Consider the following 24,621-nt stretch of genomic DNA (forward strand, 5'->3'; position numbering starts at 1 on the left):
ACTGGGCGTATCCTCGTGTCGGCGCCGATAGGAGGGCCATGCCGTCATCGCCGTGGTCGTCATCGCGAGACGTTCCCGCCGCGGACTCGCGTCTCATGATCGAGCGCGCGCACGAGGAGTTCGTCCGCGGCAACGCCGACGACGCCCGTCTCGGCGATGTGCGCGGCGTCGTGCGCGACAGCTGGCGACGCTCGGTCGAGAGCCTCGTGGGCCCGGAGGGCCTCCCGCCCCTCGCGCTCACCCCGGAGCAGCTCGACCGGCTGCGCACCGACCATCCGCTCGCCGGCACGATCGACATGATCCGGCAGCTGCTGATCCCCGGCGATCCCGCGGAGTCGGGGGTCGTCGTCGCCGTGGGGGACGCGTCCGGACGCCTCCTGTGGGTGGAGGGAGACCGCCGCGTCCGTTCGCTGACCGGCGCGATGGGGTTCGTGCCCGGCGCCGACTGGGCCGAGGAGGCCGTCGGCACCTCGGCGCCGGGAACCGCGCTCGCGCTCGACCGTTCCGTCCAGATCCGCGGTGCCGAGCACTTCAACCGACTCGTGCAGCCCTGGTCGTGCACGGCTGCCCCCGTGCACGATCCCGAGACCCGCCGGGTGCTCGGCGTCATCGACGTCACGGGCGGCGACCAGGCCGTCACCCCGCAGGCGCAGCTGCTCGTCGACGCCACGGCACGGGCTGTGGAGGGGGAGCTGCTGCTCGCGCGGCTGCGGGCCCGGGCCGAGGCCCCCGCCCGACCGCGCCGCGCGCGTCCGCCGAAGTCGGAGCCCCTCCACGCGACGCTGCGCGTGCTCGGCCGCGACCGCGCGCTCCTGCACGTCACGGCCGACGGCGCGGAGAGCGTCTCCGAGGTCAGCGCCCGCCACGCGGAGCTGCTGCTCATGCTCGCGACGCATCGGCAGGGACTCTCCGCCGATCGACTGTGCGAGCTCGTGTACGGCGACGTCGACGCATCCGTCACCCTGCGCGCCGAGATGGTGCGGCTGCGGAAGGTGCTCGAGCGCCTCGCGCCGCCGCTCGTGCCGCAGTCCCGGCCGTATCGACTCGGCGCCGAGCTCGAGACGGATGCGCATCAGGTGCTGTCGCTGCTCGACCGCGGAGCCCACCGCGTCGCGCTCGCCTCGTATCGTGGGGCCGTGCTGCCGGACTCGGTGGCCCCCGGGGTCGAGGACTTCCGCGGGACGGTGCGCGCGGCGCTGCGCGAGGCGCTCATGAGCGAGGGCAGCGTCGACGTCCTCCTCGCCTACGCGGACACCGAGGCGGGCGCCGAGGACGCCGAGCTGCTGCGGCTGTGCCTCGGGATGCTCCCGGCCCGTTCGCCGCGTCGGGCCGGCCTGGTCGCCCGCATCGAGCGCCTCGAGGCCTGACCCCGCCTTTACCGCGAGACCAGTCCTGCGCGCCGAGTCCGGTGGTTTTCCCGCCGGTCTCGGCGGCGCGGACTGGTCTCGCGGCGGGAGGGAGAGGGCGCAACGTGATGCAACCTGGGACGGCCTACCGTGACGGCATCCGATGCGGTGTTGGCGCCGCAGTCCATGGAACGTCGAAGGAGACTCACATGACCATCGTCGAAGAAGGCGTCTCGAGCGTCTACGCCGCCCCGGGCCAGCGCGGCTCCGTCGCCGAGTACCGCCCCCGCTACGGCCACTACATCGGCGGCGAGTTCGTCGAGCCCATCAAGGGGCAGTACTTCGAGAACATCACGCCCGTCACCGGCAAGCCCTTCACCGAGGTCGGACGCGGCACCGTGGAGGACATCGACCGCGCCGTCGACGTCGCCTGGAAGGCGTTCGAGTCGTGGAAGCGGACGACGCCCGCCGAGCGCGCCGTGATCCTCAACAAGATCGCTGACCGGATCGAGCAGAACCTCGAGAAGATCGCCGTCGCCGAGACCTGGGAGAACGGCAAGCCCGTTCGCGAGACCCTGGCAGCCGACATCCCCCTCGCCGTGGACCACTTCCGCTACTTCGCCGGCGTCCTGCGCGCCCAGGAGGGCACGCTCAGCCAGATCGACGAGGACACCGTCGCCTACCACTTCCACGAGCCGCTGGGCGTGGTCGGCCAGATCATCCCGTGGAACTTCCCGCTGCTGATGGCGACGTGGAAGCTCGCACCCGCGCTCGCCGCCGGCAACTGCGTCGTCCTCAAGCCCGCCGAGCAGACCCCGGCGTCCATCCTGTTCCTGTTCGACATCATCGGCGACCTGCTGCCGGCCGGTGTCGTGAACATCGTCAACGGGTTCGGGATCGAGGCGGGTGCGCCGCTCGCGCAGCACAAGCGCATCCGCAAGGTCGCCTTCACGGGTGAGACCACGACGGGCCGGCTCATCATGCAGTACGCCTCGCAGAACCTCATCCCGGTGACGCTGGAGCTCGGCGGCAAGAGCGCGAACATCTTCTTCGAGGATGTCGCCCGCCAGCGCGACGCGTACTACGACAAGGCGCTCGAGGGCTTCTCGTTCTTCGCGCTCAACCAGGGCGAGGTGTGCACCTGCCCGAGCCGCGCGCTCATCCAGAGCTCGATCTACGACCAGTTCCTCGGTGACGGTCTCGAGCGCGTCGGCAAGATCGTGCAGGGCAACCCGCTCGACCCCGCCACGATGATCGGGGCGCAGGCCTCGAACGATCAGCTCGAGAAGATCCTCAGCTACATCGAGATCGGCAAGGCCGAGGGCGCCAAGCTCCTCGCGGGCGGCGAGCGGGTGGACCTCGGCGGCGAGCTGAGCGGCGGGTACTACGTCGCGCCCACCGTGTTCGAGGGCCAGAACTCGATGCGCATCTTCCAGGAGGAGATCTTCGGTCCGGTCGTCTCGGTGACGAGCTTCGAGGACTTCGACGGCGCCATCGAGACGGCGAACGACACGCTGTACGGCCTCGGCGCCGGGGTGTGGAGCCGCTCCGCCGACACGATGTACCGCGCGGGCCGCGCGATCGAAGCGGGTCGGGTCTGGACCAACACCTACCACCAGTACCCGGCGCACGCGGCGTTCGGCGGGTACAAGCAGTCCGGCATCGGTCGCGAGAACCACCTGAAGATGCTCGACCACTACCAGCAGACGAAGAACCTGCTGGTCTCGTACGCCGAGGGATCGATGGGCTTCTTCTGAGCCGCATCCCCTTCCCCACCATGTCCCACTTTGGACCGCTCGCGCAGGGGCTGAGCGGTCCAAAGTGGGACACCAGGCGGTCGAAAGTGGGACATCAAGAAGAGGGACGTCGGAAAGTGGGACACGGAGGAGAGGGGAGGGAGCCGCGGTGAGCGTCGATACGTATCAGCGGGTGGATCTGACGGATGCGGCGGCCGACCTGTTGCGCGAGCTGACGGCGCAGCACGGCCCGCTGATGTTCCACCAGTCGGGGGGATGCTGCGACGGCAGCGCGCCGATGTGTTATCCGGTGGGCATGTTCCTCACGGGTCCCAGCGACGTGAAACTCGGCGAGCTCGAGGTGCCGGGCCTGGACAACATCGAGGTGTTCATGTCGGAGTCCCAGTTCGAGTACTGGAAGTACACGCACCTCACGATCGATGTCGTCCCCGGGCGGGGGGCCGGGTTCAGCGTCGAGGGTCCGACGGGCAAACGGTTCCTCATCCGCTCCCGGATGCTGGATGAGGCAGAGCTCGCCTTCTTCCGCCTGCGCTGACTGCCTCGGACCGCGCCGGTGTTCAGGGTGCGGCGGGGAGCACGACATCGAGCCGGAAGCCGCCGTCGGCGCGGGCGGCGCGCACCGCCCCGCCGTGCGCCTCGACGATTCCCTGCACGATGGCCAGCCCCAGTCCCGCGCCGGACGAGACCCCCGGTGCGGCGTGGGCGCGCGCCGTGTCCGCGCGCCATCCCGCCTCGAACATCCGACCGAGATCCTCGGTGGCGACGCCGGGACCCGAGTCCCAGACCGACACCACGATCCGGTCGCCGTCCTCCCGCAGGGTGGACACGAGGATCTCCGAGCCCTCCGGGGCGTGTTGCACGCTGTTGGACAGCAGGTTCGACACGACGCGTGACAGTTCGCGCGGGTCGGCGATGAGCATCACGTCGCCGACCCCGGAGCGGCTGATGCGGATGCCGCGTGCGGCCGCGATCGGCTGCATCTCCGAGACGGTGTCCGAGATGAGGTCCATGAGCACGACCGGCTCCTTCTGCAGGCGCAGCGTGCCGCTCTGGATCTTGGAGAGCTCGAAGAGCCCATCGACCATGCGTCCGACCAGGTCCGTCTGCACGCGGATCTGGCGCAGGTAGGCCAGGTCGGCATCCTCGCCGCGCTGCTCCAGCGCCTCGGCCAACGCGTGGATCCCGGCCAGCGGCGTGCGCAGATCGTGGGAGATCCACGCGACGAGTTGGCGCCGGGACGCGTCGAGCCGTTCGACCTCCGCGCGCGCGGCGGCGAGCCGCTCGCTGGAGCGGGCGATCTCCGCGGACAGCTCGCGCAGCTCGCGGGAGCTGTCCGCACCGGGGCGCACGATCTCACCGTCACCGATGCGCCGCGCGGCCGTGCCGAGCATCGCCACGGTCCGTCGCAGGGAACGGACGAGGATCCATCCGCCGACGGCGCCGAACGCGGCGGCGATGCCGAGAACCCAGAGCAGGACGGTGAGATCGTGCGCCGAGAGGTACATCTCCAAGGAGATGGCGAGCGTCGAGCCGGCCACGGACGAGAGGACGGCGGCGATGATGATGCCCACGTGCACGGCCAGCGACCGCGCCCGCGCCAGCCGCAGCAGGAGCAGCGCGATCCCCATCGCGAGGGCGGTGCACACGAGCGCGGTGACGGCGATGACCGAGAGGTCTGCGAGGGCGATCATGGCGCTGTCCCTCCCACGCGGAACAGGTAGCCGCGGCCCCACTCGGTGAGCAGGAACTCCGGAAGGGCGGGGTCGCGCTCGATCTTCTCGCGGAGGCGGCGCACGTGGACCGTCACCGTCGAGGCGTCTCCGCTCGACCAGCCCCACACGTCCCGCAGGATCTCATCGCGCGCGACGACTCGGCCGGGGTTCTTGAGGAAGAACAGGAGGAGCTCGTACTCGCGCCCGCTCAACACGATCTCGCGGCCGTCGCGCGTGATGCGGCGGACGGCGGGGTCGATACGGAACGGCCCGACGGCGAAGGGGGTCAGGGGAGACTGCGCCGTGCGTCCGCGGCGCAGGTGCGTCTCGACCCGCAGTTCGAGCTCACGCAGCGCGAACGGCTTGGCGAGGTAGTCGTCGGCGCCCCGCTCCAATCCGTCGACGCGATCGCCGGCACTGCCGAGCGCGGTCAGCATGATCACCGGGATGTCGCTGCGCCGTCGGATGTCGCGCAGCAGCTCGTCGCCCGGCATCCCCGGCAGCATCCGGTCGAGGATCACGAGGTCCGGTGCGAACGAGGCCAGCGCCTGCCGGGCCGTCGCACCGTCCGCGAAGTCGCGCACGTCGTAGCCGCGCCCGCGCAGATAGTCGACGACGACGGTGCGCACCGTGCGGTCGTCCTCGACGACGGCGATCATGCCGCCCGCGCCGCGGGACGCCGTCGAAGCGTCGCGTATGTCCATGTCGCAACCCAACCACCAGCCGGGGCGTCCGGTCGAGCTTCTTACGGTTCCGAAACCTTCGCTCTTGCGCCGGGTCGACGCGCTTAGCGTTCCGAAGTGCCCGGGCATTCGACCCGGCGATCGACGAAGGACACCACTATGAAGAAGATCCGCACCACGTCCGCTGCAGCCGCACTCACTCTCCTCCTGGCGCTTCCTCTGGCCGCCTGCTCGTCCGTGTCGGGCACGGCCGGCGCGGCGTCCCCCGTTGCCACGACTCCAATGGCGCAGGCGACGGGGAGCACGCCCGCGATGGCGGATCGCACCGGGACGTTCTCGGGACGCAACGGCAAGTCCGTGGCCGGGACCGTGACCGTGAGCGACGGAAAGCTCGTGCTCTCGGGCTTCTCGTCCGATGAGGGACCGGACCTGCACGTCTACCTCGCCAACGGGACCGATGAGGCGGCGGTGGGCGCGGGCCGGGCGCTGGGGGTCGTCTCGTTCTCGGCATCGGATCAGGCCTTCTCCCTGTCGGGGGTCGACGTGTCGATGTACACCGATGTCGTCATCCACTGCGACAAGGCGAACGCCGTCTTCGGCGCCGCGGCGCTGTCCTGATGGACACCGACCGGCGTCGCCGGATCCGTGCGGCACCGATCGTGCTCGGTGCCGCACGGCTCGCGCTCGGCATCCTGTGGCTCGAGGAGGGGATCACGAAGTACCGGGCCGGGTTCGGCGCCGCGGACATCGGGTTCATCGTCTCCAATGCGGCGCAGAATCCGCGCATCCCCGGCTACTTCGCCCTCTTCGGATCGCAGGTGATGGCGCCGCTGGAACCCCTGTTCGGCGTGGGGATCCCGCTCCTGGAGACCGCGCTCGGCGTGCTCCTGGTCCTCGGGATCCTGACGCGGCCGGCCGCGATCGTCTCGATCGGCACCCTCCTGCTCTACTGGAGCAGCGATCAGCTCATCACCCAGTACCCGGTGATGGCGGCGCTCTCGGTCGCCGTGCTCGCGGCGTCCGGCGCTGCGGGCCGGCTCGGGTTGACCTCGATGCTGCTCCGCGTGCGTCCCGTGCGTCCGGCGCTGCGCCCTTGGCTCTGAAGCCCGCTCCGGCGACGAATACGCTGGGCGGCATGGAGCCCACGTCTCTCGCACGCGACCTCGGCCTGGAACCGCACCCGGAGGGGGGACGGTTCCGCCGGATGTGGACCGCGGCAGCGACCGTCGAGACCCCGAACGGCCCGCGACCGGCGGCGACCTGCATCCACTACCTCCTCGCGCCGGGTGAGCGCAGCGCCTGGCACGTCGTCACGAGCGACGAGATCTGGCTCTGGCACGGACCGGGCACGCTCGCGCTCTCGCTGGGCGGCGACGCCGATCGGCCGGGCACGGCCGAGACCGTGGTCCTCGGCCCGGACATCGCCGCCGGCCAGCGCGCGCAGGTCACGGTTCCGGCCGGAACCTGGCAGGCGGCGGAGCCGGTCGGCGACGGCGAGGTGCTGGTCAGCTGCGTGGTCTCGCCCGGCTTCAGCTTCGACGACTGGCGTCTGGCCGAGGAAGACGAGGGACGGGTCGGCTGAGGCGCCCCCTCACAGCCAGCCGTTCTCCTCGGCGATGCGGGCGGCATCCGCGCGGTTGCGTCCGCCGGTCTTGCCGATGGCGGAGGAGAGATGGTTGCGCACCGTCCCCTCCGACAGGTGCAGGATGCGCGCGATGTCGGCGATCGAGCCGCCGGTGCGCGCGATCTCCAGCACGTCCGTCTCGCGCTCGGTGAGCGGCGAGTCGCCCTGTGCGAGAGACTCGGCGGCCAGCGCCGGGTCGACCACGCGCAGGCCCGCGTGCACGCGGCGCACGGCATCGGCGAGCGCGGTGGCGGGCGTGTCCTTCACGACGAATCCCGATGCCCCGGCCTTCATCGCGCGGGCGAGGTACCCGGGCCGCCCGAAGGTCGTGACGATGAGCGCGCGGCATCCGCTCCCCGAGGCGCGCAGGTCGGCCGCCGCCTGGATGCCGTCGACGCCGGGCATCTCGATGTCCAGCAGGGCGACGTCGGCGTGGGTCGTGGCGACGGCGTCCACGACCTCGTCGCCTCGACCCACCTGTGCGACAACCTCGATGTCGGCCTCCAGACCCAGCAGCGCGGCGAGGGCGCCGCGCACCAGAGCCTGATCGTCCGCGATCAGCAGCCGGATGGGTGATCCGCTCGTCATCGTCACCATCCCACTCTCACGCGGAAGCCGCCGCGGGCGTCCGCCCGGCCCACGGTCATGCGAGCGCCCGAGGCCTCCACCCGCTCGCGAAGCCCGGCGATCCCGGATCCTGCGCCGTCGCCTGCGCCCGGCCCGCAGCCGTCGTCGACCACCTCGATGCCGCGCGCGTCGAGGCGGATGCGGCAGTGCGCCGCACCGGAATGGCGGATGACGTTCGTGACGGCCTCGCGCACGACCCAGCCCGCGAGCTCTCGCCGCTCGGCGGGGACCTGGTCGGTCGCACCGGGGATCTCCGCTGCGATACCGGCCGCATCGAGCGCGGCGCGCGCCGCGACGAGCTCGCCGCTGATGCTCACGCCGCGGAAGCCGTGCACGGTCGTGCGCACATCGGCGAGGGCACCGCGGGCGAGATGCTCGACCTCGGCGATCTCGGTGCGCGCGCGGTCCCGATCGACATCGATGAGGCGACCGGCGAGCTCGGCCTTGACCGTGATCACGGTCAGCGAGTGACCGAGGATGTCGTGGATGTCGCGCGCCACCCGGCTGCGCTCGCGCTCGGCCGCGAGCTCCGCCACGGTGTCCTGCGTCTCGCGGAGCTGGTTGATGGCCGCGAGGTTGCGCGCGAAAGCGGCCATCATCATCGAGATGGACAGCACGATCGCGGGGAGGAAGAGGAGCGAGTCGTCCCACTCGCCGGCCGCGATCACGGTGGCGCCGAGCGCGCCGCCGCTCAGGCACAGGAGAATGACCCACGTCATCCGCCAGGGGAGGACGGCCATCCCCACGATCACGCCGACGTAGGTCCACAGCCCCACGATCGACAGGCCGATCCAGGGAACGAGGGTGAACGAGAGCGCGAAGAGCGTCGCGCACACCCCCAGCCGGCCGGCCATTCCCATGGACCACGTGAGGGGAGCGGCGACCAGGAAGGCGGCGGCGAAGACGAGGAGCACGGCCATGCCCATGACGTTGACGACCGCGCTGCGGTCGGCGCGGAGGATCTCGCCGAAGAACGTGGTGATCCACAGGAGGGAGAAGGCTCCTCCCCAGTACCACCGTCGCGCTCCCGTTCCCCGCAGCGCGTGGGGGAGACGTGCGCCGGGGTCGGCACCCTGGATGGCCGGACGTACCGGCCATCCAGGGTCGAAACGGCGGGGTTCGCGGTGTGCCGCGGTCGGCTCTCGCCCGCCCATCGTGCTCTCCATGCTGCTCACCCTAGGGCTCGGCCGGGTCGGGGACCGGGCCTGAAGCACCGCCGATCCCGACCTCTTCGCTCAGACCCGCTTGGTGTCGCGCCGGAACGCCCACGTCGTGCCGGCGACGAACACGACGAGCCACACGATGGCGTTGGCGAGCCACAGGATGTCGAAGCTCTCGCCCGTGAGCGGGGGCGCGGGCGAGCTCGCCGATGCCGTAGACGGGTGTGAACCTCGCGATCGACTGCATGAAGTCGGGCATGCTGCTCAGCGGGTAGAACAGGCCGCCGAGGAACGAGAGCAGCACCACCACGAGGCTCGTGACCTGGGCCGCGTTCTCGCTCGGCATGAGGTAGCCGACGAACAGCCCGAGGGTCGTGAACACGGCGCTCGCGAGCAGCCAGCCGACGAGGCCGGTGACCACCCACTGCGCGGCCGAGAGCTCGATCCCGCTGATCGCGCCCGCGATGTAGGTCGCGCCGACCGCGAGAAGTCCCAGCACCATTCCCGCGATCATCTTGATCAGGATGTTCACGAGCGGGTTGAGCGGCGTCAGCCGCAGCTGGCGGCTCCAGCCCTGCGAACGCTCGACAGCGACGGCCGCGCCCGTCTGAGTGGCCGACATCATGGCGCCGTACATCGCCATCGAGACCATGATGTACGCCGCCACCGAGACGCCGCCCTGTGAGAGGGGGGTGGCCGTGAGCTGCTCGTCGCGCAGCGGAAGGCCGATGAGGACGTACATCACGATGGGGAACGCGATCGTGAAGAACAGTGTCCGCCGGTTGCGCAGGCGACGCTTCAGCTCGATCGCGAGGTAGGTGGCGTTGAAGCCGCCGAAGGGCGGCACGCGTCGGTCGAGGGTGACCCGGTCCGGGGTGGTGGTGCTCATGACTGTGCTCCTTCGGAGGTGAGGGCGAGGAAGACGCTCTCGAGGCTCTGCGCGGTGATCTCGAGGTTGCGGGCCGCGGTGTGGTTCAGCAGATGCCGGGCGACGGCGTCCGAGTCCTTCGTGTGGATGACGACGCGCTCGCCTTTGGTCTCGACGCTCTCGACCCCGGTGAGGGCGGCCAGGGCGACCGTGTCGGCCTCGGGGAGGGTCGCCTGAACGATGCGTCCGGAGACGAGGTTCTTGATCTCGGTCGTGCTGCCGTCGGCGACGATCCGGCCGCCGCTCATGAGGACGATGCGGTCGGCGTACTCGTCGGCCTCGTCGAGGTAGTGCGTCGCGAACAGGACGGTGCGGCCGCGTGCCGCGTCCGCACGGATGGCCTTCCAGAAGGAACGGCGCCCTTCGACGTCCATTCCCGTGGTGGGCTCGTCGAGGATCAGCAGCCCCGGGTCGCTGAGCAGTGCCATCGCGAAGCGCAGCCGCTGCTGCTGGCCGCCCGAGCACACGCCGACGCGGCGGTCGGCGATGGCGGTGATGCCCGCGCGCGCCATGACCTCGTCGATGGGTCGTGTGTCGGCGAACAGGCTCGCCGTGAGCTGGAGGGTCTCGCGCACCGTGATGTCGCGGAGCAGGCCGCCGGTCTGCAGCACGGCCGAGACGAGGCCGTGCGAGATGGCGGCGCGCGCCGACTCGCCGAACACGTGCACCTGGCCGCTGTCGGGGTGGGACAGGCCGAGGATCATGTCGATCGTCGTCGTCTTGCCGGCTCCGTTGGGGCCGAGGAACGCGACGATCTCGCCCCGGAAGGATCTGGAGGTCGACGCCGCGCACCGCCTGCACGTCGCCGAAGCTCTTGGTGATCGAGCGGGCGTCGACCGCGAGGGGATCCGTCGCGGCCGCCGTCTGCGGGTGCGGGGAGGGGGAGGTCTTTTCCATGTCTCCAGCGTGCCGCCGCGCGCGGGCGGCGTCTCGGCCCCGCATCACGTTCACGACATGACATTCGTCATGTTCCCGGATCGCCGCCGCGCCATAGGGTGGCGAGGTGACCGGCGGCAGCCCCTCTCGCCTCTTGCGCGCGGCGCGCGAGGCGACGACGACGATGGTCGCCGCCGCGGTCGCCGCCCTCGTCGGGTGGGCGGTGGATCCCGAGCCCGGGACCATCGTGTTCGCGCTTTTCCTGGCGATCTCGTTGTCGCGGAGCCAGCTCGAACGCGACGCGCGCGGGCGTGTGGAGGCGGGGATCGCCGTGCCGTTGGTCGCCCTTGCGGGCTGCGGCGTGGGCATGGTGCTCGCGGCGAGTCCGGTCGCGGGCGCGGCGCTGTTCACCGCCGGGCTGACGGCATCCGTGCTGCTGCGCCGTGTCGGCGAGGCGGGCCGCCGGGTGGGCGGGCTCATCGCACTGCCCTTCACGGTGCTGCTGGTCGCGCCGGTGGGCGGTCCCTCGCTCACGCCGCTGCACCGGCTCGCGGTCGCGATCCTCGTGGGGCTCGTCGCGTGGGCCGCGGTGACGGGCGTGCAGATCACGGCGCAGCGGGCGGGGATGCTGCCGCGGGCCGCTGCGCGTCCGTCCCCGCGGCCCGGCGAGCGCGAGGCGCGGCGTCGGCCCGCACGGCGGGATGCGTCCGTTCGCCTGGCCGTGCAGATGGCCGTCATGCTCACGGTCGCCTTCGGTGTCGGCGTCGTGTCGTTCCGCGAACACTGGGCGTGGATCGTGCTGACCGGCCTGCTGGTGACGCTCGGAAACGCCGGACGTGCGGATGTCGTGTACAAGGGCGTGCAGCGGGTGGTCGGAGCCGGCGCCGGGTCGCTCCTGGTGTTCGTGCTGCCGCTTCCGCTCCCGGCGTCCTGGGCGCTGACCGTCGTGGCGGTCGCGCTCTTCGCCGGCCTGGTCCTGCGCCCCTTCGGATACGTCTGGTGGGCGCTCTCGGTGACGATGGCCTTGGCGGTCGCCCAGTCGTTCGGGGGCGCCGGGTTCGAGCTGTGGCAGCGGTGGGCCGAGATCGTGCTGGGTGCCGTGATAGCGATCGGAGTGTCTTGGCTCGTGCTCCCGGTCCGGTCGGAGGATGTCGTGCGCCGCCGCGTCGCGCAGGTCCTCGCCGCGCTCGCCGACGAGCTCGCGGCGTGGAGCGCGGCGGCAGGGGCGGGGGCCGGAGAGGATTCGTCCCGCCGGCGCGTGGCCGATGCCCGGCGGGCGATGGACCGTGCCGTGGCGCCTTTCGAGGCCGCTCGGCGCCTCTCGGCCGGTGCGGTGCGGCCGCGGCCGTGTGGGTGGGCGGATGCGGCCCGATCCGTGTGCGACGCGCTCGCGCGGCCGCCGCGACCGGGCGTCCGAGCGGCGCTGGGGCGGGCGCGGCGAGCGGCCCGGGAGCCGGCGACGCTGCAGGCGGCGCTCGACGACCTGTGCGCCGCAGCCACCGGCTGAGAACGGTTTTCGGTTTTCGCGTCACTTTTCGCTGCTCGCTCGCTCTCTTCCATGGACGGACGTCAGGGGCCCGTCCTCGGCGTGCGCCGAGAAAGATCAGGGAGCACTATGGAGTCTCGGGGATTCGGCGATCCGCTCACGCGCGTCGCGATCGTGGACGCATCCGTCCTGCAACGTCATCGTGCGCGTGACGTGCTGGTGCAGCGGACGGGGGTGCAGGTCGTGCAGCTCTCGCCGATGCTCGCGCAGCTCGGCGCGTGGATGGCGGAGGTCGATGCGCTCCGTCGTCCCCAGATGGTGCTGCTCGCGCTCCCGCCGCGCCCGCTCGAGCCGCGTGCCCTCGCGGCGCTCGGCGCTCTGCGCGGCGCCGGGATCGTGCTCGTCGTCCTGACCGGGACCACGAACGGTCGCGACATGCGTGCGCTGGTGCGGACGGGTGTGGACGGGATCGTCTCGGTCAACGAATCCGAGGACGTGCTGGTCTCGGTCGTCGAGGCGGCGCGGCGCGGCGTGCGGACCTGCTCTCCGCGCGTGCGCACGGCGCTGGAGTCGATGCCGCCCACGCCTGCGCTCAGCCGCCAGGAGGCGAAGCTCGTCGCCCTCTACGGCGCGGGGTGCACGATCGGCGAGACCGCCGCGCAGATGGGCGTCAAGGAGGACACGGCGCGCAAGTACCTGAACCGGGTGAAGGCGAAGTACGCGGCGGTGGGTCGTCCGGCGCGCTCGAAGCGGGAGATCGCGCAGATCGCCCGGAGCGACGGCTTCCTCGGTCTCGACGGGCAGACGCCCTAGCGGTTGATCTCGTCGGAGTCCCAGGTGAGGCGGGCGTCGGCCGGGAGCGGCAGCGCCTCGACCGCAGGATCGGCGCACAGGGCCCGGATCACCTCGGACGTGCCGCCCACGATCGTCGAGTCCCAGTCCACCTCGGTCACGAGCACCCAGGACCTGTCCGCGGGCCAGAGGATGCTGGGCGACTGCGCGAAACGCGCGAAACCGGCCTCGGCGAGCTCGCGGTCGGCCCACGGGACGGCGGTCGGCCAGTCCGACCGCGAGAAGACGCCGAGCTCGCCGCGGAAGAGGACGTGCTCACGACCCGGCAGTTCGAGCTGCGCACCGCGGGAGACCTCGTCGGGCAGGACGCCGGGTTGCCAGGTCTCGGTCGCGTAGGGCCGGTTGAAGGGGTCGGAGGTCGCGGCCCCCAGCATGTCGCGGGTGCGCTGCCGGTCGGCATCCGGGGTCTCGAAGGTGAGGATCGCGCGCGAGGGACTGATGCCCATGTGCCCGAGGAGCCCGCCCCAGCCCGCCCAGACGGCGGCGTAGCCGACGGTGGGTGCGCCGCCGGTCAGACGGGCGATCACCGCGGCGAGCGCCTCCGGGTCCAGGTCTCCTTCCAGCGGCGCGTCGAACTGCCAGCCGTCGGGCGCGGTCGCCTGCTGCCAGTCCGACGGCGAGCCGTCGCCGCCCCGGGATCGGACGAGCGCGCCCCACTGCGCGAGCGGGTGCATGGTGGTTCCGAAGGCCTCCGCCGCGTCCTGCCACCGGGCCGGCAGCGTCTCGATCTCGGGACGCGACGCGGCGAAGTCCTCCCACTGGCGTCGGTGGCGGTCCTGGGGCAGCGGCGGCCACTCCGCCGCCACGGGCTTCGATCGCGTCGCGGGGTGGAACACCCGCGCGTAGGCGGCGAAGCCGCGGGGGACGACGTCGTGCATCGTGGTCCGCCAGGGGTCGTCGATCCGCTCCCGCAGCCAGTCGCCGACCGAGACCTCGCTGACCCACTCCATGGGGCCCACGCTACCGGGGCATGCTCGGCTCAGCGGCGACCGGGCTCCACGATCGACTTGATCGTGCCCGGATCGGCGGTCGACTCCAGGGCCGCCGCCGTCTCGTCGAGACCGAACGTCCCCGTGACCATCCGATCCAGGTCGACCAGGCCGCGGGACACGAGCGCGATCGCCGTCGGCCACGTGTTGGCGTAGCGGAACACGCCGGTGACGACGAGCTCTCGGTTCTGGATGGTCGTGATCGGCAGCGGCAGCTCGGGCAGCCCCATCCCGACGAGGACGACGGATCCCGCCGGCCGCACGAGCGCGATGCCGCTGCGCACGGCCGCGGCGGCGCCGGAGGCGTCGACGAACGCGTCGAAGCCGGAGCCGAGCTCTGCCGGATCGGTGGCCGTCGGGTCCACCGTCTCGGTCGCACCGAAGGAGAGCGCGGTCGCACGGCGCTGCTCGGCGATGTCCGAGACCACCACCTCGGTGGCGCCGTAGGCGCGCGCGACCTGAGCGATCGCGATCCCGACCGGACCCGCGCCGGTGATGAAGACGCGGCTGCCCGCGGCGAAGCCCGCCTTGCGCGCCGTCGCGATGGCCACCGACAGCGGCTCCATCAGGGCGGCGGCGTGATCGCTCACCTCGTCGGGGACCGGATGGGCGAAGTGGCTCTGGATCGTGACGTACTCCTGGAACGCGCCGTCCGTTCCGGGGACCGCGTAGAAGCGCATGTGGGGGTCGAGGTTGTAGTCGCCGCGCAGCGTCTCCGCCGATCCCGCCGAGGGATGCTGCGGCTCGACGGACACGCGCTCGCCGATGCGTGCCGGGTCGACGTCCGCTCCCACGGCGACGATGCGTCCGCCGGACTCGTGGCCGAGCACGAGCGGCTCGGCCACCTGCCAGTCGCCCAGGCGCCCGTCATGGTAGAAGTGCACGTCGGACCCGCACACGCCGACCGCGGTGACCCGGACGAGCACCTCGTCCCGTTCCGGCACGGGGACCGGCCGCTGCGCCAGCTCGATGCGGCCGGGAGCGGTGAGCACGCTCGCACGCATGAGGGCCGGCACCTCCTCCGCCTCTCGTCCGGGCTGGTTCGGCTGCACTGCGACCACGTCGTCTCCTTCGTCCTTCACGTGCCTTGACACATCGATGTGACATTTCTATGTTGTTTATCACGTGGTTAGCGTGATTAAATCACGTGAAAGATAACACAGACCTCACGGGGCTCGGCGATGCCGCCGTCCCGCGGGAGCGAAGACACCGTCGTCGGCCGACCCGACGGCGCCATAACAGGAGCAATGATGCGTGCAGTTGTGTTCGAGGCCGAAGGGCGGCTCGCTCTCCAGGAGCGGCCGGTCCCGGAGCCGGGATTCAAGGAGATCCTGATCCGCACGGCGGCCGTGGGCCTGTGCGGCACGGACACCCATGTCTTCGACGGCGAGTTCGAAGGCACGGTGTTCCCCCTCGTCCCCGGCCATGAGGCGACCGGGACGATCGTCGCGCTGGGCGAAGGCGTCAACGACGGCGTGTTCGACTTCCACGTCGGCGACAACGTGGCCGTCAACCCCAGCACGACGTGCGGGGAGTGCGAGTTCTGTCAGAACGGGCATCAGAACCTGTGCCGGTTCTGGAACGGTCTCGGCGTGGTCGCCTCGGACGGCGCCTCGCAGGAGTTCTTCACGGCACCGGCGGGCAACGTCTACAAGCTCAAGCCGGACACCGACGTGCATCTCGCAGCCCTGATCGAGCCCCTCGCGTGCGCGATCCGCGGATGGGACGTGCTGCCGCGGCGGCTGGGCGATCACGTGCTCGTCTACGGCGCGGGCACCATGGGCCTGCTCATGGCGCAGCTCGCGACCCGGGCGGGAGCGGCATCCGTGACGATCGTCGACCTCAACGAGGCCCGCCTGCAGACCGCCGCCGAGTGCGGGATCGCGCTGCGCTACACGTCGGCGGACGAGGCGGATCGGGAGAAGTGGGATGTCGTCATCGACTGCACCGGCAGCATCGGCGCGATCGAGGACGCGCTGAGCCGGGTGAAGCCCGCGGGCTTCTTCCAGGACTTCGGGGTGGCCCCGGCGGACCGGACGGCGCGGTTCTCGCCGTTCCGGGTCTACCGGGACGAGATCTCCATCGTGGGGACCATGGCGGTGCTGAACTCCTTCGGCCGCGCCGTGGAGCTGTTCGAGGCGGGGGCGATCAACGCCCGGGCGATGGTCAGCCACTCCTTCGTCCTGGACGACTACGAGCAGGCGCTGGAGATGTTCCGCCGCGGCGAAGGCCGCAAGCTGCAGATCCGACCCGGCGACACCGAGTCGCGAGTCCTCCTGTGAGCGCGACGGAGACGCGAGCGCGCGCCGCGCGGGCGGGGCTCTCGCCCGCGGCGAAGCGGGGCGTGTGGATTGCGGTCGTGGTCCTCGTGATCGTCGGGATCGTCCTGGGCACGAAGGTCGTGCCCAGCGGCAGCCCGCTGGCGCAGGGGAACGCCGCCTTCGACCCGGCATCGTTCGGGGCCACGAACTTCCCCACCGTGCAGCAGAAGGTGACCGAACGGGCGGTGGATGCGGCGACTCTCGCGTCCGCCATCGCCGCCGACCCGGCCGCCGCCGCCCTCGACCTATGCCGTCACGAGCTCGGGCGGGCCCGTCTACAGCGTGACCTTCACCGGTGTCGTCGGCACGGGCAACGCCGGGATCTACGACGTCGCGGTGGAGGGCGTTCCCTCGACGCTGCGAATCCGGGTGCAGACCGGCCCTGCCATCAACGGCACCGACCTCCGTGACGCGACCGGTGACATCGCCTTCGGTCAGTTCAAGAACCAGATCGACTACCAGAACGCGGCCGCGGCCCTCAACGATCAGGTGAAGTCCACGGTGCTCGCCTCCGTCGACACGGCGGCGCTCACGGGCAAGACCGTCACGGTGACGGGCGCGTTCACGCTCGTCAACCCGACGGCCTGGCTCGTGACCCCGGTGTCGCTGGAGGTGCGATGAGCACCTCGGCACACGACGACGTCGTGCTCGAAGCACGAGACATCGTCAAGACCTACGGCGGCACGCGAGCGCTCAAAGGCGTCAACTTCCAGATCCGTCGCGGCACCGTCACGACGCTGTTCGGCGAGAACGGCGCGGGAAAGTCCACGCTGATGAAGATCCTCTCCGGGGTGGAGCAGCCGACCTCCGGCCAGATCCTCCTGGACGGCGAGCCGGTGGTGTTCGGCTCGACGAACGAGGCGCGCGAGCGCGGAGTCTCGATCATCCACCAGGAGCTCAGCCTGGCGCCCAACCTCTCCGTGCGCGACAACATCTTCATGGGCCGCGAGCTGCCCGGTCCGCTCGGCGTGGACTACGCCGAGGAGTCCCGGCAGGCGGCGGCGCTGCTGCGCGAGATGCAGCTGAACGTCGACCCGAGCACGATCGTCGCCGACCTGCGCGTCGGACAGCAGCAGGTCGTCGAGATCGCCCGTGCCCTCTCGGTGAACTCGCGCATCCTGATCATGGACGAGCCGACCTCCGCCCTGGCGGCGGGCGAGGTGGAGGTGCTGTTCGGTCTGATCCGGGAGCTGCTCTCGCGCGGCGTCGCGATCGTCTACATCTCGCACCATCTCGAGGAGGCGCTCGAGATCACGGACCATGCGGTCGTCCTCCGTGACGGCACCATGACCGCGCGCGGCGACCGGTCCGAGATCGATCTGGAGTGGATCGTGCGCCACATGGTCGGTGAGAACTTCGATCTGGGCTCACCGCCCAGCGGCTACGACTTCGGCGACACCGCGATCAGCGTGCGCGAGATCACGGTGCTCGACCGCGACAACCCCGAGCGTGCGATCGTGAACGGCCTCTCCCTGGACGTGCGCGCCGGCGAGATCGTCTGCATCTACGGGCTCATGGGCGCGGGGCGCACCGAGCTGCTGGAGGCGATCGCGGGCCGCGAGCCGATCGCGGCCGGCGACATCCTGCTCGAGGGGGCGTCCCTGCGCTCGAGCTCGATCGCCCAGCGGATCGACGCGGGAGTGGGTCTCGTCCCCGAGGATCGCCAGCGCGACGGGCTGGTGCAGACCTTCGACGTCGGGACCAACCTCACCCTCGCGAGCCTCGGGCAGAGCCTCGTGCGCGGGGTCATCTCGCGCCGACGCGAGAGGCAGCGCGCGCAGGAGCTCATCTCCGCCGTCACGGTGAAGACCTCGGGACCGGAGATGCCCATCGGCTCGCTCTCCGGCGGCAACCAGCAGAAGGTCGTCATCGGCAAGGTCGTCGCGACCGAGCCGCGGGTCATGCTGCTCGACGAGCCCAGTCGCGGGATCGACGTCGGCGCGAAGGCCGAGGTCTTCCGGCTGCTCGCGGACCGCGCGCGGCGGGGGCTCGCCGTCATCTACTCCACCTCAGAGGTGGGCGAATGCCTCAGCATCGCGCACCGCATCGTCGTCATGCGCCGCGGCCGGATCTCGGCGGAGTTCGGGCCGGATGCATCCAAAGACATGATCATGGCCGCCTCCGGCGAGGCCGCGGCCGCCTGACGCCCGGAACGGACCACACCAAATGACCACGACAACAACTCTCATCGTCGAGAACCGCAAGAAGTTCTCGGTGGCCAAGCTGCTCCTCGAGGGGCGGGCCTTCCTCGCCCTCATCATCATCGTCGTCGTCTTCGCGATGCTGTCGCCGAACTACCTCACGGTCGACAACGTCCTGATCATGGCGTCGCACGTCGCGATCTACGCGATCCTCGGCATGGGGATGCTGATGGTCATCCTCAACGGCGGCATCGACCTGTCCGTCGGCTCGACCCTGGGGTTCTCGGCGATCATCGCGGGGTACCTGCTGCAGGGCGTGCCCATCCAGTTCCTCGGCGTCACCCTCTACCCGAGCGTTCCGGTGGTCGTGCTCCTCTCCTGCGGGGTCGGCGCGCTCGTCGGGCTCGTCAACGGCATCCTCGTCGCCCGGTTCAACGTGGCGCCCTTCGTCGCCACGCTCGGCATGCTCTACGCCGTGCGCGGGCTCGCGCTGCTGATGACGAACGGCCTCACGATCAACGACCTCGCCGGAAAGCCCGAGCTGGGCAACACGGGCTTCGACTGGCTCGGGTTCAACCGCATCCTCGGGATCCCGGTGGGCGTCCTGATCATGGCGGTGGTCGCGCTCGTGCTCGGCTACGTCCTCGGCCGCACCCGGTTCGGCCGCTGGCTCTACGCCTCCGGCGGGAACGAGCGCGCGGCGGAGCTGTCCGGGGTCCCCGTGCGTCGTGTGAAGATCTCGGTCTACGTGATCTCCGGCGTCTGCGCAGCGATCGCCGGACTGATCCTCGCCTCGACGCTCACGAGCGCCAGCCCGACCGCCGGAAACACCTACGAGCTGACGGCGATCGCCGCGGTCGTCATCGGTGGCGCCGCGCTCACGGGCGGGAGGGGCAACGTGCGGGGCACCCTGCTCGGAGCGTTCGTGATCGGGTTCCTCTCGGACGGCCTGGTGATCGTGGGCGTCTCGGCCTACTGGCAGATGGTCTTCATGGGCACCGTCATCGTCGTGGCCGTGCTGCTCAACACGCTCCAGTACGGACGTCGCCGACGCCCGTCCGCGCCCGCCTCGAACACGGGCGCCCCGACGTCGGGAAAGGGCGCGGTGGCCAGTGCCGGCGCCGCCCCTGACCGCACCCCGGCCGCGAACAGCGCTGCCGATCACTGAGAAAGGACAATCACATGGTGCGTAGAAAAGCACTCGTCGCCCTCGCCGCTGCGGGCGCGCTCGTCATGGGCCTGAGCGGATGCGCGGGCGGAACCACCGGAGGCGCGACGAACAGCGGCGGCGCGGCCGGCGGCCTCATCACGATCATCGTCAACGACCCCGCGAACCCCTACTGGAAGACGGAGGGCGACATCGCCGCGGCCGAGGCGAAGCAGCTCGGCTATCAGGCCACGGTGGGCGCGCACAAGGGCGACACGAACACCGAGAACACCCTGATCGACACCGCGATCGCGAACAAGTCGGTGGCCATCATCCTGGACCCGGCCAACGCGGACGGCTCGATCGCCGCCGTCAAGAAGGCGGATGCCGCGGGCATCCCGGTGTTCCTGGTCAACGCCGAGATCAACCAGTCGGGCATCGCGAAGGCCCAGCTCGTCTCCAACAACGCCCAGGGCGCGGCCCTCGGCGCGCAGCAGTGGGAGTCGCAGATGGGCGGCAAGGGCACCTACGTCGAGCTGCTGGGCGCACCCTCTGACAACAACGCGCAGACCCGCTCGAACGGCTATGCGACGGTGCTGAGCCAGTACCCCGATCTCGTCAAGGTGGGCCAGGAGGTCGCCGACTGGGACCGCACGAAGGGTCACGACAAGATGCAGTCGCTGCTGCAGGCCAACCCGTCGCTCAACGGTGTGATCTCGGGCAATGACGAGATGGCGCTGGGCGCGATCGCGGCGCTCAAGGAGGCCGGCAAGCTCAACGGCGTCGTCGTGGGCGGCTTCGACGGAGCCCCGGACGCGATCGACGCGATCTCCTCCGGCGAGCTCGCCTACACGGTGCTGCAGCCCGTCGCCGAGTTCTCGAAGAAGGCCGTCGAGCTCGCGGACGAGTACATCCGCACCGGCAAGGCCCCCGACACCGAGAAGCAGGCGTTCGACTGCATCCTCATCACGAAGGACAACGTCGGCAAGATGACGGGTCCGTTCACCTACTCCGGCTGACCGGAGCCGATCGACCGCACGCGTGCGTGCGTGCGGAACGGGGCGGGTGCCGCCGGCATCCGCCCCCACCACCGACACACAGAGGCAGCATGAGCTACGTACTGAACGATCCCGTCGATTTCGCCGAGGAGTCCGCGGCGGGGTTCGCCGCGGCATACCCCGATCTGGTGCGGCCGGTGCCGGGCGGCGTCGTCCGAGCGTCCGGCACCCCGCGCGGACACGTCGCGGTCGTGGTCGGCGGCGGCTCCGGCCACTACCCCGCCTTCGCGGGCCTGGTCGGCCCGGGACTCGCGCACGCCGCCGCGATGGGCAACGTCTTCGCCTCGCCCAGCGCGCAGCAGGTGCACGACGTGGCGCTCGCTGCGGAGGCGGGCGGCGGCGTCCTGCTCGGCTACGGCAACTACGCGGGCGACGTCCTGAACTTCGACCGCGCCGAGGCGCAGCTGCGCGAGGCCGGGATCCCCGCCCGCACGGTGCGCGTCACGGACGACATCTACAGCGCGCCCCGTGATCAGCGGGACAAGCGCCGCGGGGTCGCCGGTGACCTCGCGGTCTTCCGCGCCGCGGCGTGGGCGGCCGAGCAGGGCTGGGAGCTCGACCGGGTCGCAGACGTCGCCGCCCGCGCCAACGAGCGCACCCGCTCCCTGGGGATCGCCTTCACGGGCTGCACGCTCCCCGGCGCCGACGAGCCGCTGTTCACCGTGCCGGCCGGACAGATGGGGGTCGGGATGGGCATCCACGGCGAGCCGGGACTGGACGTGCGTCCGCTGCTTCCCGCGTCGGCGCTGGCCGAACTGCTGGTGACCGCCCTGCTGGATGAGCGGCCCGACGACATCCCGAGCGCCGACGGCGCGCGCGTCGCCGTGATCGTCAACGGGCTCGGCTCGGTCAAGTCGGAGGAGCTCTTCGTCGTCTACGGCGCCGTGCAGCGGCTCCTCACGCAGCACGGGCTCGTGATCGTGCAGCCCGATGTGGGCGAGTACGCGACGAGCTTCGAGATGGCCGGGCTCTCCCTCACCCTCCTCTGGCTCGACGACGAGCTGGAGCGGGCATGGACCTCCCCGGCGTACACGCCCGCCTACCGCAAGGGCGTGCTCGACCCTGCGGCCCTCGAGAGCCCGACTCCGACGTCCTCGGCACCGTCCGGGGAGGCCACGGATGCCGCCACCGCCACCGCCGAGTCGGTCGCTGCGGGGCGCATCGCCGCCGCTGCGCTCGCCGCCATCCGGCGGGTCATCGACGACGCCGCAGCGGAGCTCGGCCGGCTGGACGCGATCGCCGGCGACGGCGACCACGGCATCGGGATGCAGCGGGGCGCGCGGGCCGCGGCGGAGGTGGCCGCCGAGGCCGTGGACGCCGGTGCGGGCGCCGGAAGCGTCCTCGCCCGCGCGGGTGCCGCGTGGGCGCACCGTGCCGGGGGCACCTCCGGCGCGCTGTGGGGCGCGGGGCTGCAGGCGGTCGGCGCACGCCTGGGTGACGTGGAGGCGCCCGACGCCGCGACCGCGGCCGAGGCCCTCGTCGCCGCGCGCGACGTCGTGCAGGACTACGGCAAGGCCGAGGTGGGCGACAAGACGCTCGTCGACGCGCTCGTGCCCTTCGTGGCGGAGCTCCGGGAGCGGACCGCGGCCGGCGAGCGACTCGCGGTCGCCTGGGGCCACGCCGCCACGGCGGCGAGCACGGCGGCGGCCGACACCGCCGCCCTCACGCCGAGGCTGGGGCGCGCCCGCCCGCACGCCGCCAAGAGCATCGGGACCCCCGATCCCGGGGCGATCTCGTTCGCCCTGGCCATGACCGCCGTCGGCGAGGTGCTGGCGGCGGGACACACGCAGAGTACGGAGGACGAGTGATGACCGAACGCCAGTGGCGTGTCGTCGTGGGAAGCGACGATGCCGGATACCTCTACAAGGAGAAGCTCCGCGAGGATCTCGAAGCCGATCCCCGGGTGGCCGAGGTGATCGATGTCGGCGTCGACGCCGACGGGCACACGCCCTATCCCCGTGTCGCCATCACCGCCGCCGAGAAGGTCCGTGCGGGCGAGGCCGATCGTGCGCTCCTCGTGTGCGGCACGGGGCTCGGCGTCGCGATCGCCGCCAACAAGGTGCCCGGCATCCGGGCCGTCACCGCGCACGACAGCTTCAGTGTCGAGCGCAGCGTGCTGAGCAACGACGCGCAGGTGCTGACGCTCGGCCAGCGCGTGATCGGGCTGGAGCTCGCCCGCCGCCTGGTGCACGAGTGGCTGGGCTACGAGTTCGATCCGACGTCGGCCTCGGCCGAGAAGGTCGCGGTGCTCTCCGAGTATGAGCACTCCGGCGACGACGCATGACCGCGCCGAGGACGGCGGCCGCGCGCCGATCGTCCTCGGCGTCAGTCTGAAGCTCTATCTCGATGTGCCGACCACGACGACGTGGGCCAGGAGGGTGGCGACCGTCGTGCGGTCGCATCCCGCGGTCCGAGACGGCGCGGTGCGGCTGTTCGTGATGCCCTCCCTGCCTGCGCTTCCGGCGGTCAGGGACGCGCTCGCGGCGACCGATGTGCGGGTGGGGGCGCAGGACATCCACTGGGAGGACCGGGGCCCGTTCACCGGGGCGGTCAGCGGTGCGGACCTGCGCGAGGTCGGCTGCGAGCTCGTGGAGGTCGGCCACGCCGAGCGGCGCCTCGTCTTCGGCGAGGGGGAGGAGATCACCCGCCGGAAGTTCGCGGCGGCGGTGCGCAACGGGCTCACGCCGGTGCTCTGCATCGGCGAGGCGGCCCCCGGCTCTCCCGCCGCGGCCGCCGACGAGTGCGCGCGTCAGCTGACCGATGTGCTCGCGGGCATCGGGACGCTCGACTGCCCGCGTCTCGTGGTCGCGTACGAGCCCGTGTGGGCCATCGGGATGCCGACCCCCGCGACCGCGGAGCACGTCGCCGACGTCGTCGCGCGGCTCCGGAGCGTGCTCGCTGATGACCCCCGCGTGCACGAGTCGTCGGTAATCTACGGAGGAAGCGCGCAGCGGGGGACCCTGCGAGACCTCGGATCCGCCGTGGACGGGCTGTTCCTCGGCCGGTTCGCCCACGATCCCGCCGAACTGGCCCGCATCCTGGATGAGGCCCACGCGCTTCGAAAAGCCTGAGGAGGCACGATGTCGCTTCATCCGGACGGCCTGTCCGACGTGTCGCCGGACTCTCGCCAGGGGCGCCAGGCGGCCAGGCAGCGCGAGATCAGCGAGGCGGTCATGGCGGCGGGGGCGATGCGGATCGAGGAGATCGCGACCCGATTCCAGATCAGCCAGATGACGGTGCACCGCGATCTCGACGAGCTGGAGGCGCGCGGTCTGCTGCGGAAGAGCCGCGGCGTCGCGACGGCGATGTCGACGGCGCTCGTCGAGTCGAGCGATGTCTACCGCTCCGGTCGCCAGCTCGCCGAGAAGGAGGCGATCGCGCACGCCGCGCTGGAGTTCATCGAGACCGGGCAGGCGGTCATGCTCGACGACTCGACCACCGTGCTGAAGCTGGTGCCGCTCCTGCAGGCGCGGAAGCCGCTCACGGTGATCACGAACACGCTCACGATCATGAACGAGCTGCGCGACACGAGCGGCGTGACGCTGCTCGGACTCGGCGGGCAGTACTACAACTGGTGCAGCGCCTACATGGGGCGGATGACGACCGAGGCGATCGCGTCGCTGCGCGCCGACGTGCTGGTGATGTCGACCTCGGCCATCACCGACGACATCGCGTTCCACCAGACGCTGGAGACGGTCGACGTCAAGCGCGCGATGTTCGACGCCGCGCGGGTGCGCATCCTGCTCGCCGACCACACCAAGTTCGACAAGCGCGCCCTCCACGCGATGCTGCCCCTCGCCGACTTCGACGCGGTGGTCGTGGACGCCGCGACGGACGAGCGTCATGTGACGCGGCTGCGTCAGGCGGGCGTCAACGTGGTCGTCGCCCGCCGCTCGACCGCCCGGTGACAGCGC

24 protein-coding genes and 2 pseudogenes are annotated in these 24,621 nt (G+C 71.3%); 18 read left to right on the forward strand and 8 right to left on the reverse strand.

What is annotated here, in order from left to right; genetic code table 11:
• Positions 1–38 precede the first annotated feature (38 nt).
• The 3 genes from QE381_RS10830 (at position 39) to QE381_RS10840 (ending at position 3,638) form a co-directional block, all read left to right on the forward strand.
• The gene (locus QE381_RS10830) at positions 39–1,367 is read left to right on the forward strand and encodes a GAF domain-containing protein (protein ID WP_307218081.1); all 1,329 of its coding nucleotides are present in this window, start codon (positions 39–41) and stop codon (positions 1,365–1,367) included.
• A gap of 188 nt (positions 1,368–1,555) precedes the next feature.
• Positions 1,556–3,103 carry an aldehyde dehydrogenase family protein gene (locus QE381_RS10835; protein WP_307218083.1) on the forward strand — a complete coding sequence of 516 codons (1,548 nt, stop codon included), beginning with the start codon at positions 1,556–1,558 and terminating at the stop codon, positions 3,101–3,103.
• Between the two features lie 148 nt (positions 3,104–3,251).
• Positions 3,252–3,638 (forward strand): DUF779 domain-containing protein, encoded by a 387-nt coding sequence (locus tag QE381_RS10840; RefSeq protein WP_307218084.1) that lies wholly within the window; start codon positions 3,252–3,254, stop codon positions 3,636–3,638.
• Between the two features lie 22 nt (positions 3,639–3,660).
• Here QE381_RS10840 and QE381_RS10845 read toward each other — a convergent pair whose 3' ends face one another.
• Together QE381_RS10845 and QE381_RS10850 are read right to left on the reverse strand one after the other, a co-directional pair.
• The gene (locus tag QE381_RS10845; protein WP_307218086.1) at positions 3,661–4,794 is read right to left on the reverse strand and encodes a sensor histidine kinase KdpD; all 1,134 of its coding nucleotides are present in this window, start codon (positions 4,792–4,794) and stop codon (positions 3,661–3,663) included.
• Positions 4,791–5,519, reverse strand: a complete 729-nt coding sequence (locus QE381_RS10850) for a response regulator transcription factor (protein WP_307218088.1) — start codon at positions 5,517–5,519, stop codon at positions 4,791–4,793. The genes QE381_RS10845 and QE381_RS10850 overlap by 4 nt, the downstream gene beginning before the upstream one ends.
• Positions 5,520–5,657: 138 nt before the next feature.
• Between QE381_RS10850 and QE381_RS10855 the strand changes: the two genes are divergently transcribed.
• From QE381_RS10855 to QE381_RS10865, 3 genes are read left to right on the forward strand one after another with little or no spacing between them, the layout of a single operon-like run.
• A complete protein-coding gene (locus QE381_RS10855) occupies positions 5,658–6,116 on the forward strand; it encodes a DM13 domain-containing protein (RefSeq protein ID WP_307218089.1) in 459 nt (152 codons plus the stop codon).
• Positions 6,116–6,601: a DoxX family membrane protein gene (locus tag QE381_RS10860; RefSeq protein ID WP_307218091.1), complete on the forward strand. Its 486-nt coding sequence runs from the start codon at positions 6,116–6,118 to the stop codon at positions 6,599–6,601. The genes QE381_RS10855 and QE381_RS10860 overlap by 1 nt, the downstream gene beginning before the upstream one ends.
• Before the next feature lie 32 nt (positions 6,602–6,633).
• A complete protein-coding gene (locus QE381_RS10865) occupies positions 6,634–7,080 on the forward strand; it encodes a cupin domain-containing protein (RefSeq protein WP_307218093.1) in 447 nt (148 codons plus the stop codon).
• Positions 7,081–7,089: 9 nt separating this feature from the next.
• Here the strand turns inward: QE381_RS10865 and QE381_RS10870 are convergent, their stop codons facing one another.
• From QE381_RS10870 to QE381_RS10885, 4 genes and pseudogenes are all read right to left on the reverse strand, one after another.
• Complete coding sequence (locus QE381_RS10870; protein ID WP_307218094.1) at positions 7,090–7,710, reverse strand: response regulator transcription factor; 621 nt, start codon at positions 7,708–7,710, stop codon at positions 7,090–7,092.
• A 2-nt stretch (positions 7,711–7,712) separates the two neighbouring features.
• The gene (locus QE381_RS10875) at positions 7,713–8,915 is read right to left on the reverse strand and encodes a sensor histidine kinase (protein ID WP_307218095.1); all 1,203 of its coding nucleotides are present in this window, start codon (positions 8,913–8,915) and stop codon (positions 7,713–7,715) included.
• A gap of 10 nt (positions 8,916–8,925) precedes the next feature.
• The gene (locus QE381_RS10880) at positions 8,926–9,798 is read right to left on the reverse strand and encodes an ABC transporter permease (protein WP_307218096.1); all 873 of its coding nucleotides are present in this window, start codon (positions 9,796–9,798) and stop codon (positions 8,926–8,928) included.
• Positions 9,795–10,734 (reverse strand): annotated as a pseudogene (locus tag QE381_RS10885) (ABC transporter ATP-binding protein). Before QE381_RS10885 ends, QE381_RS10880 begins: the two are co-directional and overlap by 4 nt.
• Before the next feature lie 106 nt (positions 10,735–10,840).
• On the opposite strand from QE381_RS10885, the gene QE381_RS10890 reads away from it, so the two are divergent.
• On the forward strand, positions 10,841–12,220 hold the full coding sequence (locus QE381_RS10890) for an FUSC family protein (protein WP_307218097.1): 1,380 nt from the start codon (positions 10,841–10,843) through the stop codon (positions 12,218–12,220).
• 108 nt (positions 12,221–12,328) lie between these two features.
• Positions 12,329–13,012: a DNA-binding response regulator gene (locus QE381_RS10895; protein WP_307218098.1), complete on the forward strand. Its 684-nt coding sequence runs from the start codon at positions 12,329–12,331 to the stop codon at positions 13,010–13,012.
• On the opposite strand, the gene QE381_RS10900 is transcribed toward QE381_RS10895, so the two are convergent.
• On the reverse strand, positions 13,009–14,001 hold the full coding sequence (locus QE381_RS10900) for a hypothetical protein (protein ID WP_307218099.1): 993 nt from the start codon (positions 13,999–14,001) through the stop codon (positions 13,009–13,011). The two genes, QE381_RS10895 and QE381_RS10900, sit on opposite strands and share 4 nt — an antisense overlap.
• A gap of 29 nt (positions 14,002–14,030) precedes the next feature.
• Entirely contained in the window at positions 14,031–15,044 is a 1,014-nt protein-coding gene (locus QE381_RS10905; RefSeq protein ID WP_307220479.1) for an NAD(P)-dependent alcohol dehydrogenase, read from the reverse strand.
• A 243-nt stretch (positions 15,045–15,287) separates the two neighbouring features.
• Between QE381_RS10905 and QE381_RS10910 the strand changes: the two genes are divergently transcribed.
• The 10 genes and pseudogenes from QE381_RS10910 (at position 15,288) to QE381_RS10950 (ending at position 24,615) form a co-directional block, all read left to right on the forward strand.
• Positions 15,288–16,322 carry a zinc-dependent alcohol dehydrogenase family protein gene (locus tag QE381_RS10910; RefSeq protein ID WP_307218101.1) on the forward strand — a complete coding sequence of 345 codons (1,035 nt, stop codon included), beginning with the start codon at positions 15,288–15,290 and terminating at the stop codon, positions 16,320–16,322.
• A gap of 119 nt (positions 16,323–16,441) precedes the next feature.
• Positions 16,442–16,540, forward strand: a pseudogene (locus tag QE381_RS17895) (DUF2291 domain-containing protein); the annotation flags it as partial.
• A 10-nt stretch (positions 16,541–16,550) separates the two neighbouring features.
• Entirely contained in the window at positions 16,551–16,982 is a 432-nt protein-coding gene (locus tag QE381_RS10915) for a DUF2291 family protein (protein WP_307218103.1), read from the forward strand.
• Positions 16,979–18,505: a sugar ABC transporter ATP-binding protein gene (locus QE381_RS10920; RefSeq protein ID WP_307218105.1), complete on the forward strand. Its 1,527-nt coding sequence runs from the start codon at positions 16,979–16,981 to the stop codon at positions 18,503–18,505. Before QE381_RS10915 ends, QE381_RS10920 begins: the two co-directional genes overlap by 4 nt.
• A 22-nt stretch (positions 18,506–18,527) precedes the next feature.
• Complete coding sequence (locus QE381_RS10925) at positions 18,528–19,670, forward strand: ABC transporter permease (RefSeq protein WP_307218107.1); 1,143 nt, start codon at positions 18,528–18,530, stop codon at positions 19,668–19,670.
• Between the two features lie 14 nt (positions 19,671–19,684).
• Complete coding sequence (locus QE381_RS10930) at positions 19,685–20,668, forward strand: D-ribose ABC transporter substrate-binding protein (protein ID WP_307218108.1); 984 nt, start codon at positions 19,685–19,687, stop codon at positions 20,666–20,668.
• Positions 20,669–20,757: 89 nt separating this feature from the next.
• Positions 20,758–22,515 (forward strand): dihydroxyacetone kinase family protein, encoded by a 1,758-nt coding sequence (locus tag QE381_RS10935; RefSeq protein ID WP_307218110.1) that lies wholly within the window; start codon positions 20,758–20,760, stop codon positions 22,513–22,515.
• Complete coding sequence (locus QE381_RS10940; RefSeq protein WP_307218112.1) at positions 22,515–22,991, forward strand: ribose-5-phosphate isomerase; 477 nt, start codon at positions 22,515–22,517, stop codon at positions 22,989–22,991. The genes QE381_RS10935 and QE381_RS10940 overlap by 1 nt, the downstream gene beginning before the upstream one ends.
• Positions 22,966–23,778: a triose-phosphate isomerase family protein gene (locus QE381_RS10945; protein WP_307218114.1), complete on the forward strand. Its 813-nt coding sequence runs from the start codon at positions 22,966–22,968 to the stop codon at positions 23,776–23,778. Before QE381_RS10940 ends, QE381_RS10945 begins: the two co-directional genes overlap by 26 nt.
• A gap of 9 nt (positions 23,779–23,787) precedes the next feature.
• Positions 23,788–24,615, forward strand: coding sequence for a DeoR/GlpR family DNA-binding transcription regulator (locus tag QE381_RS10950; RefSeq protein WP_307218116.1), 828 nt, complete (start codon positions 23,788–23,790; stop codon positions 24,613–24,615).
• The last annotated feature ends 6 nt before the right edge of the window (positions 24,616–24,621 follow it).

Source organism: Microbacterium sp. SORGH_AS_0888, assembly GCF_030818905.1.
Lineage (GTDB): Bacteria > Actinomycetota > Actinomycetes > Actinomycetales > Microbacteriaceae > Microbacterium.